Genomic DNA, 14,144 nt, shown 5'->3' with positions numbered 1-14,144 from the left:
TCGACGATGGCGATCGACCCCTCGAACATCCTGCTGACCGGCCGCGTAGCGGTGGTGACCGGCGGGGGAGCGGGCATCGGCCGCGGCATCGCGGCCGGGATGGCCGCGTTTGGGGCCGGGGTGGCGATCTGGGAGCGTGACCCGCAAACCTGCGCGCAGGCAGCCGAATCCGTTGGCGGCCTGGGGATCGTCACCGATGTCCGAGATAGCGGCCAGGTGGATGCCGCGCTGGAGCGCACCATCGCAGAACTCGGCACGCCGACAATTCTGGTGAACAACGCCGGCGGCGTGTTCTCCTCGCCGCTGCTGGAAACCAGCGAGAACGGTTGGGATGCGCTCTACCGCGCCAACCTGCGCCACGTACTGCTGTGCAGCCAGCGGATCGCCCGAAAGATGGTGTCGGAGGGCCTGCCCGGCAGCATCATCTCGCTGACCTCGATCGAAGGCGTCCGGGCGGCGCCGGGTTACGCCGCCTATGCAGCCGCCAAGGCCGGTGTCATCAACTACACCAAGACCGCGGCGCTGGAATTGGCCCCCCACGGGATCCGGGTCAACGCGATAGCACCCGACATCACGCTCACCGAAGGACTGGCACAGCTCGGCGGCGAGGCAGCGACGAGCGCAATGCGCGACATGGTTCCGATGGGACGTCCCGGCCATGTCGACGAAATCGCCGGTGCCGCAGTATTTCTAGCCTCGGATATGGCGGCCTATCTGACCGGGCAGACGCTGCACATCGACGGCGGCACCCAGGCCTCCAGCGGGTGGTATCACGACCCGCAGACCGGCGACTACCGGCTGGGCCCTGCACAGTAGCTAGTGTGTCCAGCCCTCGGCGGCTTGTTCGTCGAAGGTCTGGTCAATGCGCTCGAACCTGCGGCGGATGGACGCCCGCGCGGCCGCATGCGGCAGGACGTACAACCGGTTGGCCAGAATCGCGTCGGCCGTCAACCGCGCGACATCGTCGGCGCTGACGCTCTCGTCCTGGGTGGGCAGGGTTCCGAAGGCCCCCTCGGGGCTCGCTGACAGCCCGTAGTCCGCGCCGCGAATGCGTTCCGAGTTGGAAACCAGCTTGGTTTCCACGACCATCGGGCACAACACCGATACGCCAATGCCGTTGCCTTTGAGCTCACGCGCCAGCGTTTCGGCCAGCCCGACGACACCGTATTTGGCAACGCCGTACGTCCCGAGGCCGGCGTTGGGCACCAACCCGGCGAAGGACGCGGTGAAGGCGACGTGCCCGCCCGTCCCCTGTTCGAGCAACCTGGGCACGAATGCCTCGACGGCATGGATCGAGCCCCATAAATCGATGTCGATCACCCAGCGCCAGTCGTCGTGGTTCATCTGGCCGATCGGGCCGGCGACAACGATGCCGGCATTGCTGAAAACGACGTCGACGCTGCCGAGCAACCGGAAGGCCTCATCGGCGAGGTGAACCATCTCGTCGAGGTTCCGCACATCGCACACCACGCCATGCGCGTCGAAGCCCTCGCCGCGCAGCCGATTTACCGCCCGATCGAGGGCGGGCTGATCGACGTCGGAGAGCACCAGGCGGGCACCCCGGCGGGCGAATTCGGTGGCGGTGGCCAAGCCGATGCCGCTGGCGCCGCCGGTGACCACGGCCCCGCGGCCGTCGAAGCTCGACAGGAATCCGTCCATAGGACGGAACTCTATTTCAGGCAGCTACCCGCATCGACCGGCAGGGTCACACCGGTGATGTAGCGGGCTTCGTCCGAGGCGAAGAACAGCACCGCGTTGCTGATGTCGATCGGCTCAACCCAGGGGATCGGCAGCGTGTGGAACAGCTGACAGATCGGCGCCATGTCGTCGGGGCCCGGGTTCTCCAGATCCGGGCGGAACATCTTGAAGGTGCCTTCGTTGTGCAGCATGGGGGTTTTGACGTGAGTGGGGTGCACGGAGTTGACGCGAATCATGTGCTGCCCCAATTCAACTCCGAAGGCACGCATCAGCCCGACGACACCGTGCTTGGCCGCGACGTAGTGGCCGGTGTGAGGGTAGGCCTTGAGCCCACCGACCGAGCTGGTCAGGATGATGGATCCGCCGCGACCGCCGGCCAGAAGATGGGGCACACCGGCTTTCACGGTTTTCCACACCCCGGCCAGGTTGATGTCGATCATCTCGGTCCAGTCTTCTTCGCTGGTCTTGTCCAAAGTCTCGCCGCCGTTGCCGATTCCGGCGTTGGCGACGATGATGTCGAGCCGGCCGAATTGTTCGACGCCGCTGTCCACCGCCGCCTTGAGTGCGTCGTAGTCGCGCACATCGACTTCGGCCGTGAAGATCCTGCGGTTGTGTCCCTTGACCAGATCGGCCGTCTCGGCCAGGTCCTCGGGAGTCGATGCCGGGATCGCGGTGTCCACCACACCCTCGCGGATGGGCTTGCAGATGTCGATGGCGATGATGTCGGCACCCTCCTGTGCCAACCGCACCGCATGGCTGCGGCCCTGACCGCGCGCCGCTCCGGTGACCAAGGCGACTTTGCCCTCAACACGTCCGGTCATGGCTACCTCAACTCCTGACTTGATCTGATCGGCAAGCCTGCGGAGAACAATCGCGTCCCCGGATCGCGGGTCTTGCCGCTTTTGAACTCTGTCATTCGGCCATCACGGGTGTCAATGACGAATCCGTTTTGGCTATTTGTGGTTCTAGATATTAGAGAATCTCATTCTCACCGGCAATCGGCGTGCGTTATCTGCTCAGCTCGAATGTGAGGAAGATCGCGGCCGTGACGCCGCGCTCGGGGCGTGCTACGTGGCGACGAAGCCGTGTGAGCAGAAGTCCCACACCTCTTCGGCGCTGATGGGGTGGGTCGTCGCGTCGTCGGGTCCGCCGCTGGATTGCGCGATGAACATCACCGTCTGCATGGTCATGGCGGCCACGCGCTTGGGGTTGATGGTGGTGCGCAGCTTGCCGGCATCGTGGGCCGCGTCCATCAACTCCGTCAGCAACGCCAACAACGGAGCGTGCGCAATCTTGACCTCGGCTGGATGCGTCACCAGTAGTCGAGGAGCAAAGTCGGTGAACAGCGGCCGCTTGGCCATCGGGTCCGGCCGCGAGGCCTCGTACAACAGTTGAACGGAGACCTGCAGCCGCTCCAGCGGATCGGTGTGGCTTTCCGTGGCGGCACGAATCTGGTCGGCGGATCGACTCAGCGCATCTTCGAAGAGCGCCAGCAAAAGCTCATGCTTGCCGTCGAATTGCAGGTAGAAGCTGCGCAGCGACTGGCGGGAGCGGTCCACGACCTCCTGCACCGTAAAGTCGGTGCTGCCCTTTTCGATGATGATGGCCTGCGCCGCATCGAGGAAGCGCTGGACACGTTGTGCCGCCCGCAATTTCGCCGTCTTGATGGACCGCTCGACGGCACGCTGCTTCCAGGCCGGCTCTTCGCTGGGACTGGTCACGGCCGACTCAGGTGATTGCCGCGCGGGGAGAACATGGTTGGACTGTACCGGAGAACGCCGTGACATCGCTGCGCTCGACCCCCTCACGGATCACGTGTCGGAGATTGTAACTTTCTTGCCACGAGAATACTATTCTCTCAGGCGTGTGTAGGGAAGCGTAATCGCAAGAGTGAACCCCACCGTCGGCGGAAAGCGTAATCTACCGACGGCGCGAGTCTGCTCAGGACCATTTTCGGGAAGTGCCGTGCAGCTGACGTTTGACGCCGACGTGGAGGCGTTCCGGGCCGAATTCGTTGCTTTCCTCGATGCACATCTGCCCGCCGAGGCTGCGGCGTTCGAGCGGCCGCAGTCGAGTTCGGATATCCCCGAGTGGGCCCGTCAGTGGCAGCGCCTGCTGTTCGACAGCGGGTGGCTACTGCCGGGCAACCCGCCGGAATTCGGCGGGCGCAACGCGACGCTGCTGCAGCAATACGTGTACCAGGAAGAGTTGTCGCGACGGCGGATCTACCAGAGTTTCAATCCTCAGGGTGTGGGCATCATCGCGGCGTCATTGCTGTCGTTCGGAACGCCCGAACAGAAGCAGCGGTGGGCGGTGCCGATCCTGCGCGCGGAGATGACCGCGTCGCTGGGTATGAGCGAACCCGGCGCGGGCTCGGATCTGGCGTCGCTGAAGACCCGCGCGGTGCTCGACGGTGACCACTTCGTCGTCAACGGGCAAAAGGTGTGGACATCGGGCGCCCATCACGCCGATGTGCTGTTGACATTCGTGCGCACCGATCCGGACGCGCCAAAGCACAAGGGCATCAGCGCTTTACTGATTCCGACCGATACCCCCGGGGTGGTCCGCCGTCCGTTCGCCTCGGTGGGCGACATCGAAGACGTCGACTTCAACGAGGTCTTCCTCACCGACGCGCGGGTGCCGGCCGAGAACTTGGTGGGGGAGCTCAACGCAGGCTGGCGCGTAGCGACCGGTTCGCTCGGGCACGAACGCGCGATGCTGTGGCTGGATTACGCGGACATGCTGCACGCGCTGACCGTCGAGTCCAGCCCCTCGGGGTCCCTGCAGCGGGATCGCTACGCGACGCTGGTGATGGATTTTTACGCGATGCGGCTGCTGGGGTCGGCGACGCTGGCCAAAGCTGCGCGTGGTGAGGAGGACGTGCCGGCTCAGTCGGTGCTCAAATTGCTGGGCTCGGAGGCGATGCAACGCGCCTGCGAGGACGTCCTCAACGCCAAGGACGGCGACGGCCTGGCGTTGCGGGGAGTTACCGCCCCGTTCGCCCCGCTCAATCTGGACAGCCACTACGGCAGCTGGTTCGACCGGTATACGCGCACCTTCGCCGCGACCATCGCCGGCGGCACGTCGGAGATTCAGCGCAACATCATCGCCGAACGCGTCCTGGGGCTACCGCGGAATTGATCCGCGCATCAGCGGTTCTGGGCGCCGAGCCGGGCGTAGAAGCTGATAGCGACCAGACCCGCGAGTATCGCGATCGCCCCTAAAGCGATTGCGGCCATCGCGGTTCGGGGATTGTCCGCCTCCCCGCGGGCCACTCGTCGCCGGGCGATATCGCCCGTCACCACCGCCGCGATACCGAACACCACCCCCAGCATCAGCCAGCACGTGAGGAGTCCGACCAGGCCCAGGAGCACCGCGGCGACGCCGACCTCGTTTCGCGGTGCGTCGGGGTGACTCATTGCGTCGCATCCTCCTCGGGCCGACGGCCGGCGCCGGGTTGTTGTCCGCGCCCAGTTTGACCCGAGCTTTGGCCAAGGGGCAAGCATCTGGACGGTTGCGCGGTCGTGTGCCCGCGGGCACCAACCGCCAAATACCCCTCGAAACAGCGAGCACATGAGCTATCGCATTGGGGAAGTGTGTCATGGTCGGCGGGTGGCATCCCGTGTGGCTCCTGGGGCGACGAGCCTCCTGGGACGGTCGGCGCTGGGAAAAAGCTTGTTACAGCTGGGCAAGTCGTGGCGCGGATCCCGTTGACACCAGCGCGCTTCCGGCCTTGCGCGTGAGTTCTCGTGTGCTGCCGAGCAGTCCGTCGAGGATGAGCGACCGCTTGATGTGGTGGTGCAGCGGATGTTCAGCGGTGAATCCGATACCGCCGAGTACCTGCTGGCAGTGGCGTGCGGCGGTCAGCGCCGCCTGGCCGGCCGCGGCCTTCGCGAGTAGGGAGGCCAGTCCCTCGGGATCGTCGCACTCGGTGGCGGCCTGCAGCGTCGCCTCGGCGCCCTCGATGGCCACCAGTGTCTCGGCCAGTCGGTGTCGGATCGCCTGGAACGAGCTGATGTGCCGACCGAATTGAACGCGATCCACGGCGTGCTGACGGGCCAGCGACAGCATGGCGCGGCTGGTGCCGACCAGCCACCAGCCCAGGGCCCGCCATCCCGCATGCAGTGCGGCCGACGGCAATGGATCGCCTTGCGGCACAGTGTGTATGGGAAGAAGTTCGTCGATCGCCGAGCCGGGCTGGTCGCGGCGGTCCCACAGCACCCAGGTTCCGCCGGCGAACGGCAGCGGCAACGCGCCTCCGGGCGCATCCCCCGCCGCGCGCGCCACCACATCGTTGAGCACTGGTGCGTGCGCACCGGTTTCGCCGAGCAGCTTGAACACCAAAGGTATTGTGATTCCTGGCATTTCGTCGAGCATATCGCGCCAGCCCAGATCGGTCAGCGCGGCATCGAGCTTGGCTCCCGACGCGGCGCTCATCGTCGTCCGCAACGAGTCGGCCAGCAGGCGCAGCGACTCGGTATCTGACTCGGTCTCCGGCGAAGGGGTCACGGTTCACTCCTTCCCGAGGTCGAGCAGCCGGCGGGCAATGATATTGCGCTGAATCTCGGCGGTACCGCCATAGATCGTCGCCGCGCGTGAGTACAGGTATTCCGAACGCCACGGTGTGTCTTCGAGTTCGAGCCGCGCCGGCAACAGGTCGCGGACGGTGTCGTAGAGCCGCTGCTCGGCGGCGGCCAGCAGCACCTTGTCGATGGAGGTGTCAGGGCCCAGGCGGGCTCCGTCGCCCATCCGGTGCTGAGTGCTGCGGGACCGGCAGCGCAAGGTATGCAGGGCCAGATAGGCTCCGCCAAGCGCGGATTCGTCGGGTGTACCGAGTTCGGATGCCTCAGCGATCAGATCGTCGAACCGGGAGTACAGGTAGGCGATTCGCTGCCAGAAGCAGGAGGAACGCTCATAGGGCAGCAGGTCCATGGCGAGTTGCCAGCCGTCTCCGGGTTGGCCGAGCATCCGGCTCGCCGGAATCACCACGTCGTCGTAGTACACCTCGCAGAATTCGTCGACGCCGTGCATCGTGCGCAGCGGCCGGATGGTGATGCCCGGGGTGTCGAGGTCGACGAAGAAGGCGGTGATCCCGTCGTGGCCGGGCGCGGTGCGGGTGAGCAGGACGCACCGCGTCGAGAACTGCGCGAAGCTGGTCCACACCTTTTGCCCGTTGACGATCCAGTTGTCGCCTTGCTGCGTCGCGCGAGTGGTCAGCGAAGCCAGGTCGCTGCCGGATCCAGGCTCGGAAAAGCCCTGACACCATTGCTCTTCGCCGCTCAGCAGCCGCGGCACCATTTCCGCGGCCAGCCCCGCGGGGGCGTAATCGATCATGGTGGGTGCGAGCACCTCGAGCATCGAGTACGGGCCGGGTTCGGCCAGGCGACGGCCCACCACTTCTTCGCCGACGACCGCCCGCAGCACCGCGGGACCACCCAACCCGCCGACCTCTTTCGCCCAGCCGTAGCGCATCCAATCGGCGTCGTAGAGCGCGCGGCTGACCCGGGCGAACTGCTGCATATGGCCCTGCAGCGACTGGTCGGGCCCGGGAGTCAGGTCGTTGTCGTCGAGCCACGCGCGCAGGTCGGCTCGGAACTGCTCGACATTCACCGCACTGTCGATTGGTCGGCTCCTTAGGTCGCTGCCTGCGCCGCCGAGTCCCCGGCGGGACGCCCGATGGCGTGCGGGCGCCCGGAATCGTGCACGCCGCTGCGGCGGATGAACGTCATGGCGCGGGTCTTGAGCCGCCACCCGTCGGCGGTTCGCACATAGGTGTCGCGGTAGTAACCGATCCGCATGTCGTGGCTGGAGTGGTCGATGAAGCACAGCGGTTGGGTCCCGCTGGCCGCATCGCCGTCAAGGTCGACCACCGCGGTCCCGGTGAGAAACAAGCCCTTTGGGGCGGCGGCCACCAATTCCGGGAACCGGTTCAGGCTGTAGGTTTCGCCGAACGCGCTGTAGGTCCCGTCCGGTGTGAAGACGGCGACGAGACCCTCGATGTCTTGCTGGGTGATGGTCACCGCGTAGCGGCCCAGCAACTGCTGGATCTCGACCAGGTCGTCAGTTCTCGTTGGCTGATTTGTCGACATAGACTTTGCCGCCTTTCATGACGAAGCTGACGTGCTGGGTAACCGTGATGTCTTCCAACGGGTTTCCCGGCACCGCGATGATATCGGCGAGCTGGCCTTGAGCCAGCCGGCCGCGGTCGTCCGAGTTGATGAGCTCGGCCGCGGTGACGGTGGCCGCCCGCAGCACGGCCAGTGGTGGTAGGCCCCATTCGACCAGTGTGACGAGCTCGTCGGCGTTGCGCCCGTGGGGGATCGCCGGGGCGTCGGTGCCGAGGGCGATCTTCACACCGGCCTTGTGCGCGGCCAAGATCGACGTGCGTGACTTCGGGAACATCTCGGCGGCCTTGGCCTGCAGCTCGGGCGGCGCGTGCGAAACATCCATCCCCTCGGCCAGCCGCCGAGTGCTCACCAGGAATGTGCCGTTCTCGACCATGGTGGCGATCGCCTCGTCGTCGATCAGGAACCCGTGCTCGATGCAATCGATACCGGCGGCGACGGCGTGCCTGACCGCTTCCGCGCCGTGGGTGTGGGCGGCGACGCGCATCCCGCGCCGGTGCGCCTCGTCGACGATCGCGCACAGCTCCTCGTCCGAGTAGTGCTGTGCGCCAGGAGGTCCCGTCAATGACATCACCCCGCCCGAACAGCAGACTTTGATCAGCTCGGCGCCGTGCTTGATCTGGTAGCGCACCGCTTTCCGGATCTCGTCGATCCCATTCGCGATACCTTCCTCGATGGTCAGATCCAACACGTGCGGTGCGAACGCCGCGAACATCGTCGGATCCAGGTGCCCACCGGTCGGGGTGATGGCGTGCCCGGCCGGCACCACCCGTGGACCGTCGATCCAGCCCGCGTCAATCGCCTTGCCCAGCGCGACATCCAGCAGGTATCCGCCGGTCTTGACGAACAGGCCGAGGTTGCGCACCGTGGTGAACCCGGCGCGCAGCGTGCGGCGCGCGTTGCCGACCGCCCGCAACATTCGCGTCGGCGGGTCGTCCTGCACCTGGGACAGGCCGGGCTTCTCCCCGCGACCGCCCATGAGCAGGTTGACCTCCATGTCCATCAACCCGGGCAGCAGGATCGCCTCGCCGAGATCGATGAGCTCGCCTTCTGGCTCGCCGCCGACACCGACGATCCGGTCTCCCTCGATCTTCAGGATGCCGGGCCGAACGATCTCACCAGCGTCGACGTCGAGCAGTCCGGCGGCCTTGAGCGTCTGCACCTGTCAGATCACCGGTTCTCTGGTCAGTTCCACCCAGGCTGCCCCGCTATCGGGAACCCGGGGCTGCTTCCATGCTTCGATCGGAAACGACACCATGACCAACGACTGCATGATGTGCATGAGAGTCCTCGCGTCCTCTGGCAGATCGTCCAGTGGGTATTTGTCACAGTAGGCGATCACGTCGTTCAGACGGGGAAACGCCACGTCATAGAACGCCTGCAACTCGGGCATCGTCGAGGCCAGCCGCTTGGCGTATCGCTCGGGTTCGGTCGCGAGGTCCCACTCCAAATAGGGCTCCAGGTCAACGAATTCAGTGGGAAGCGCCATTGTTGGCATACTCCTTTACGTAGTCTTTGGTCACCTTGTGCAAGTGGCGGATCAGGACCTCCTGATCGCACAGCAGGAACTCTTTGACGGCCCGGGTGCCGATCATGGTCTGGGTCGCCTCCAGCGTGTTGGCGTCTTGCAGCGAGTATTCCTTGAACGTGACAGCGGCCAGCTCCTGGGCCAACCGCTCCCGCGCGTTGCGCGGCGGGACGAAATACAGCGTGCACTCGAAGATGTGCTTGTCGACGGCGGTCGGCCAGTAGTGATACGTGAGGTACCAGCCGGGCTCCCAGATCAGCAGCATGAAGTTCGGGTAGAAGTGGAATGAGTCGATTCCCCACTGCGGCACCCTCTTCGGGTTGACGCCCGGGGGCAGCTCGAGCCCTTCGATGATCTCCGGCTTGTCCCACGGGCCGAACAGCCCGCTGCGCAGCACCCGGTCGATCGGCTTGACCATCGACATGTCCTCCGGAGGCGACTGGCCACCCCAGGTCGACTGCAGGCTGTGCGGGCTGGCCATCTCGTAGTGCAGCGCCTCATAGCCGAATTTTTGGATCTTGGCGGCTTCTTCCTTGGTGTATTGCCCCTGATGCAGTATCGGCGCGTGGTAGAACTCGATGAACGCGTCGATGAACAGCTTCCAGTTGCTGCCGACCTCGGCCCGGTAGGAATAGGTCTCCGTCATCGCGTCGAACGGGTAGCCCTCGACGCCCTTGGCCAGCGGCCCGAGGTAGTCGGCGAGCGGCTTCGCGTGGTCGTCGAAGTTGATGAAGACGAAGCCTTCCCACACCTCGCAGCGCACCGACACCAGGCCGTAGTCGCTCTTATCGACGTCGAAGAACTCGTCCTCCTGCTGGATGAAGGTCAGCTCGCCGTCGAGGCTGTAGCGCCAGGCGTGGTACTTGCAGGTGAACTGCCGGCAGGTGCCGGAGGTCTCCTCGTTCGGAAAGTCGTTCCACACCAGCTTGTTTCCGCGGTGCCGGCAGACGTTGTGGTAGGCCTTGACGGACCCGTCCTTGGTCTTGACGATGATCACCGACGTGCCGGGACCCGCCGAGGGCAGTTCCCTGGTGAAGTAGCTGCCGGTGCGTGGCAGCCGGTCGACTCTGCCGACGTTGAGCCACATGCGCCTGAAGACCGCCTCGCGCTCGGCTTCGAAGAATGACTGGTCGGTCGAATCGCTGTAATCGACTGGCCCGGTGCCTAATTCGGGATAGTTTTCTGTCCAGCTACCAGCGGCTGGCTTGGGGAAGTGGGCCAACGTTCTTACCTCTCTTGATTGGGCTTAGCCGCCGTCGGCGGCGTGCTCGAGCTGTATGCCGAAAGTGTTGAAGGCCATGGCCAGCAGCGCGTAGCAGCCGACCGTGAAGACGAAATCCATGCGTTGCTGGTCGTTGAGACGCTCGCCCAGCACCGCCCAGGTCTGGTCGGACAACTCCGAATTCCCGTCGAGTTCGTCGACCCCGGTGAGCACCGCTCGATCGAAGGCGTCGAAGTTGTCGGCGCTGCCATCGCCGAATCGCCGGACCGCCGCGATCTGGTCGTCGGTGATCCCTTCGTCCTTGGCCATGCGGACGTGGTGCGACCACTCGTACGCGCACTCGCGGCGATGCGCCACCCGCAGGATGGCCAGTTCGCGGATGCGGGCCGGCAGCGTGGACGACATCAACAGGTGGACATTGAATCGGAGAAACGCCTTGGCCAGCGCCGGGTGGTGAGCCAGCGTGGAAAGCGCGTTGTTGGTGTCCGCTTCACGCATGGCCGAGAGCGCCTGCTGGGTAGCCTCGTCCCACTGGTCGGCGGGGAGCGGCTGCAACCGCATCGGCAGTGTCCTCTCGGTGAAAGAGAATCGTATTCTCATTTGCAACTAACAGACTGGCACGAAACGCGCGACTGGTCAATGCCGGCGCGTGACTCGGGCGCGAAACCGCACCCAGCCTGGCTCCCCCGGCCCTCGGGAGGGCGGTATTTCACCGAGGACGCGGGAGCGGCACCGTGCCCATCTACCCCGCCGGGATCTACCTCGCCGCATCGTCGTCCGGACGCAGGGCGATTCGCCCGTGCGTCCGACCGCTGGTCAGGGAGGTGCAGCCCGTCTCGGCAACCGCTGGATGTTGATTCTCGCTTGACGAGAAGATAGTTTTCATTTTAGTGATCTTGGCACGGGACAGCGATTCGCCGAGGCTGTGATCGATTCGGTGGAACCGACGGAAGGGCGGCCATGAACAAAGAAGACATGATCCTGATCAGCGTCGACGACCACACCGTCGAGCCACCCGACATGTTCAAGAAGCATCTGTCGAAGAAATATCAGGACGACGCGCCCCGGCTGGTGCACAACTCCGACGGTTCCGACATGTGGAAGTTCCGCGACACCGTCATCCCCAACGTGGCGCTCAACGCGGTGGCCGGACGGCCGAAGGAGGAGTACGGCATCGAGCCGACGGGGCTCGACGAGATCCGGCCGGGCTGCTACAACGTCGACGAACGCGTCAAAGACATGAACGCCGGCGGAATCCTGGCCTCGATCTGCTTCCCGTCGTTCCCCGGCTTTGCGGGGCGCCTGTTCGCCACCGACGACAACGACTTCTCGATCGCGCTGGTGCAGGCCTACAACGACTGGCACATCGACGAATGGTGCGGCGCCTACCCGGCGCGGTTCATCCCGATGGCGATACCGGTGATCTGGGATGCCGAGGCGTGCGCCGCCGAGGTGCACCGGGTGTCCAAGAAGGGTGTGCACGCGCTGACCTTCACCGAGAACCCGGCCGCGATGGGCTACCCCAGTTTCCACGACGACTATTGGACCCCGCTGTGGAAGGCGTTGTGCGACACCGACACCGTGATGAACGTGCACATCGGATCGTCGGGCCGGCTGGCCATCACCGCACCGGATGCGCCGATGGACGTGATGATCACGCTGCAACCGATGAACATCGTGCAGGCCGCCGCGGACCTGTTGTGGTCCAAGCCGATCAAGCAGTACCCGGACCTCAAGGTCGCCCTGTCCGAGGGCGGGACCGGCTGGATTCCCTACTTCCTGGAGCGCGCGGACCGGACCTTCGAGATGCACTCCGCCTGGACGCACCAGGACTTCAAGGGCAAGCTGCCCAGCGAGGTGTTCCGCGACCACTTCCTGACCTGCTTCATCAGCGACAAGGTCGGCGTGGCGCTGCGCAACATGATCGGCATCGACAACATCTGCTGGGAAGCCGACTATCCGCACAGCGACTCGATGTGGCCGGGTGCGCCCGAAGAGCTCTGGGATGTCTTGTCGATCAACAACGTTCCCGACGACGAAATTAACAAGATGACCTACGAGAACGCCATGCGCTGGTACTCGTTCGACCCATTCACGCACATTTCGCGCGAACAGGCGACCGTCGGTGCGCTGCGCAAAGCGGCCGAGGGGCACGACGTGTCCATCAAGGCACAGGGCCACGAAAAGGACAGCCGTGGCGGCTCGTCCTTCGCGGATTTCGCGGCCAACGCCAAAGCGCTTACCGGCAATAAGGACTGAAAAATCCGACGCCGGAATGCATGTGCGCCGGTGCATTTCGATCGAAGGAGAATGAGCAGTGCCCGGCGCTGGAATGAACTTTGAGCTGACCGACGACCAGGAACTGATCCGTCGGTCGGTCGCGGAGTTGGCGCGGAATTTCGACGACCAGTACTGGATGGAAAAAGACCAGGCCCACGAATTCCCGACCGAGTTCTACCGCGCCATCGCCGATGGCGGTTGGTTGGGTATGACCATCCCCACCGAATACGGTGGCCATGGCCTCGGAATCACCGAAGCGACGATTCTCCTCGAGGAGGTCGCCAAATCCGGCGGCGCCATGAACGCCGCCAGCGCAATTCACTTGTCCATCTTCGGCATGCAACCCGTTGTGGTGCATGGCTCCGATGACCTCAAGGCCCGCACCTTGCCCCCGGTCGCGACCGGCGAGGTGCATGTCTGCTTCGGGGTGACCGAACCCGGTGCCGGGCTTGATACTTCACGCATCAGTACCTTCGCCAAGCGCGACGGCGATCGCTACATCGTCAACGGTCGCAAGGTGTGGATCTCCAAAGCGATGGAATCCGACAAGATCCTGTTGCTGACCCGGACGCAAAGCTATGACGAGGTCACCAAGAAGACCGACGGGATGACGCTGTTCCTCACCGATCTCGACCGTAGCCGGGTCGACATCCGCCCGATCCGCAAGATGGGCCGCAACGCCGTCAGCTCCAACGAACTGTTCATCGACAACCTCGAGGTGCCGGTCGAGGACCGAGTTGGCGAGGAGGGCAGGGGATTCCAGTACATCCTCGACGGCCTGAACCCCGAACGGATGCTGATCGCCGCCGAGGCGCTCGGCATCGGCCGGGTGGCGCTGGACAAGGCGGTGAAGTACGGCAACGAGCGTGAGGTCTTCGGCCGGCCCATCGGCATGAACCAGGGCCTGCAGTTCCCGCTCGCCGACTCGCTGGCCCGCCTCGACGCCGCCGAGCTGATGCTGCGCAAGGCCACGTGGCTGTACGACAACGGCAAACCCTGTGGGCGCGAAGCGAATACCGCGAAGTACCTGTGTGCCGACGCGGGCTTCACCGCCGCGGATCGGGCGTTGCAAACCCACGGCGGCATGGGTTATGCGGAGGAGTACCACATCACGCGCTACTTCCGTGAGGCCCGGCTGATGAAGATCGCGCCGGTCAGCCAGGAGATGATCCTGAACTTCCTGGGAGCCAACGTCCTGAAGCTGCCGAGGAGCTACTAGGCCCAACGCCGAACGTGTAGTCACGGCGAATTCACGGCGATTTTTTCGCTTTCAGTACGCGCTCGGTGATGA

Annotated in this window: 15 protein-coding genes; 4 read left to right on the top strand and 11 right to left on the bottom strand. The window is 64.8% G+C overall.

Annotation, left to right across the window (positions count from 1 at the left end; genetic code table 11):
- Positions 1–6: 6 nt before the first annotated feature.
- Positions 7–816, top strand: coding sequence for an SDR family oxidoreductase (locus EPN51_RS19085; RefSeq protein ID WP_293045406.1), 810 nt, complete (start codon positions 7–9; stop codon positions 814–816).
- Here the strand turns inward: EPN51_RS19085 and EPN51_RS19080 are convergent, their stop codons facing one another.
- The 3 genes from EPN51_RS19080 to EPN51_RS19070 form a co-directional block, all read right to left on the bottom strand.
- Positions 817–1,659 (bottom strand): SDR family NAD(P)-dependent oxidoreductase, encoded by an 843-nt coding sequence (locus tag EPN51_RS19080; protein ID WP_293045404.1) that lies wholly within the window; start codon positions 1,657–1,659, stop codon positions 817–819.
- 11 nt (positions 1,660–1,670) lie between these two features.
- Entirely contained in the window at positions 1,671–2,519 is an 849-nt protein-coding gene (locus EPN51_RS19075) for a mycofactocin-coupled SDR family oxidoreductase (protein ID WP_293045401.1), read from the bottom strand.
- Positions 2,520–2,765: 246 nt separating this feature from the next.
- A complete protein-coding gene (locus tag EPN51_RS19070; protein WP_293045399.1) occupies positions 2,766–3,419 on the bottom strand; it encodes a TetR/AcrR family transcriptional regulator in 654 nt (217 codons plus the stop codon).
- A gap of 244 nt (positions 3,420–3,663) precedes the next feature.
- On the opposite strand from EPN51_RS19070, the gene EPN51_RS19065 reads away from it, so the two are divergent.
- Positions 3,664–4,839, top strand: coding sequence for an acyl-CoA dehydrogenase family protein (locus EPN51_RS19065; RefSeq protein WP_293045396.1), 1,176 nt, complete (start codon positions 3,664–3,666; stop codon positions 4,837–4,839).
- Between the two features lie 8 nt (positions 4,840–4,847).
- Here the strand turns inward: EPN51_RS19065 and EPN51_RS19060 are convergent, their stop codons facing one another.
- The 8 genes from EPN51_RS19060 to EPN51_RS19025 all read right to left on the bottom strand — a co-directional run bounded on the left by EPN51_RS19060 (position 4,848) and on the right by EPN51_RS19025 (position 11,134).
- Positions 4,848–5,117 carry a DUF4190 domain-containing protein gene (locus EPN51_RS19060; RefSeq protein WP_293045394.1) on the bottom strand — a complete coding sequence of 90 codons (270 nt, stop codon included), beginning with the start codon at positions 5,115–5,117 and terminating at the stop codon, positions 4,848–4,850.
- 259 nt (positions 5,118–5,376) lie between these two features.
- On the bottom strand, positions 5,377–6,135 hold the full coding sequence (locus tag EPN51_RS19055; protein ID WP_293045751.1) for an acyl-CoA dehydrogenase family protein: 759 nt from the start codon (positions 6,133–6,135) through the stop codon (positions 5,377–5,379).
- Between the two features lie 75 nt (positions 6,136–6,210).
- Positions 6,211–7,308, bottom strand: a complete 1,098-nt coding sequence (locus EPN51_RS19050; protein WP_293045391.1) for an acyl-CoA dehydrogenase family protein — start codon at positions 7,306–7,308, stop codon at positions 6,211–6,213.
- 23 nt (positions 7,309–7,331) lie between these two features.
- The gene (locus EPN51_RS19045; protein WP_293045389.1) at positions 7,332–7,787 is read right to left on the bottom strand and encodes a nuclear transport factor 2 family protein; all 456 of its coding nucleotides are present in this window, start codon (positions 7,785–7,787) and stop codon (positions 7,332–7,334) included.
- Positions 7,759–8,985 carry an amidohydrolase family protein gene (locus EPN51_RS19040; RefSeq protein ID WP_293045387.1) on the bottom strand — a complete coding sequence of 409 codons (1,227 nt, stop codon included), beginning with the start codon at positions 8,983–8,985 and terminating at the stop codon, positions 7,759–7,761. Before EPN51_RS19040 ends, EPN51_RS19045 begins: the two co-directional genes overlap by 29 nt.
- A 3-nt stretch (positions 8,986–8,988) precedes the next feature.
- The gene (locus EPN51_RS19035; RefSeq protein WP_293045384.1) at positions 8,989–9,321 is read right to left on the bottom strand and encodes a hypothetical protein; all 333 of its coding nucleotides are present in this window, start codon (positions 9,319–9,321) and stop codon (positions 8,989–8,991) included.
- On the bottom strand, positions 9,296–10,573 hold the full coding sequence (locus EPN51_RS19030) for an aromatic ring-hydroxylating dioxygenase subunit alpha (protein ID WP_293045382.1): 1,278 nt from the start codon (positions 10,571–10,573) through the stop codon (positions 9,296–9,298). Before EPN51_RS19030 ends, EPN51_RS19035 begins: the two co-directional genes overlap by 26 nt.
- A gap of 24 nt (positions 10,574–10,597) precedes the next feature.
- Positions 10,598–11,134, bottom strand: a complete 537-nt coding sequence (locus EPN51_RS19025) for a carboxymuconolactone decarboxylase family protein (protein WP_293045380.1) — start codon at positions 11,132–11,134, stop codon at positions 10,598–10,600.
- A 399-nt stretch (positions 11,135–11,533) separates the two neighbouring features.
- Between EPN51_RS19025 and EPN51_RS19020 the strand changes: the two genes are divergently transcribed.
- Both EPN51_RS19020 and EPN51_RS19015 read left to right on the top strand, forming a co-directional pair.
- On the top strand, positions 11,534–12,832 hold the full coding sequence (locus tag EPN51_RS19020) for an amidohydrolase family protein (RefSeq protein WP_293045378.1): 1,299 nt from the start codon (positions 11,534–11,536) through the stop codon (positions 12,830–12,832).
- A gap of 73 nt (positions 12,833–12,905) precedes the next feature.
- Positions 12,906–14,072: an acyl-CoA dehydrogenase family protein gene (locus tag EPN51_RS19015; protein WP_293045748.1), complete on the top strand. Its 1,167-nt coding sequence runs from the start codon at positions 12,906–12,908 to the stop codon at positions 14,070–14,072.
- Positions 14,073–14,144 lie beyond the last annotated feature (72 nt).

Source organism: Mycobacterium sp. (assembly GCF_004298145.1).
Classification (GTDB): Bacteria; Actinomycetota; Actinomycetes; order Mycobacteriales; family Mycobacteriaceae; genus Mycobacterium.
The sequence above is the reverse complement of the archived record's forward strand: the minus strand, read 5'-3'. Positions and strand labels throughout refer to the sequence as shown.

Excerpts from the sequence above, each read along its gene's own strand:
- EPN51_RS19085 (WP_293045406.1), top strand. The coding sequence starts at position 7 with ATGGCGATCGACCCCTCGAACATCCTGCTGACCGGCCGCGTAGCGGTG.
- EPN51_RS19080 (WP_293045404.1), bottom strand. The coding sequence starts at position 1,659 with ATGGACGGATTCCTGTCGAGCTTCGACGGCCGCGGGGCCGTGGTCACC.
- EPN51_RS19075 (WP_293045401.1), bottom strand. The coding sequence starts at position 2,519 with ATGACCGGACGTGTTGAGGGCAAAGTCGCCTTGGTCACCGGAGCGGCG.
- EPN51_RS19060 (WP_293045394.1), bottom strand. The coding sequence starts at position 5,117 with ATGAGTCACCCCGACGCACCGCGAAACGAGGTCGGCGTCGCCGCGGTG.
- EPN51_RS19055 (WP_293045751.1), bottom strand. The coding sequence starts at position 6,135 with ATGAGCGCCGCGTCGGGAGCCAAGCTCGATGCCGCGCTGACCGATCTG.
- EPN51_RS19045 (WP_293045389.1), bottom strand. The coding sequence starts at position 7,787 with ATGTCGACAAATCAGCCAACGAGAACTGACGACCTGGTCGAGATCCAG.
- EPN51_RS19035 (WP_293045384.1), bottom strand. The coding sequence starts at position 9,321 with ATGCCAACAATGGCGCTTCCCACTGAATTCGTTGACCTGGAGCCCTAT.
- EPN51_RS19025 (WP_293045380.1), bottom strand. The coding sequence starts at position 11,134 with ATGCGGTTGCAGCCGCTCCCCGCCGACCAGTGGGACGAGGCTACCCAG.
- EPN51_RS19020 (WP_293045378.1), top strand. The coding sequence starts at position 11,534 with ATGAACAAAGAAGACATGATCCTGATCAGCGTCGACGACCACACCGTC.
- EPN51_RS19015 (WP_293045748.1), top strand. The coding sequence starts at position 12,906 with ATGAACTTTGAGCTGACCGACGACCAGGAACTGATCCGTCGGTCGGTC.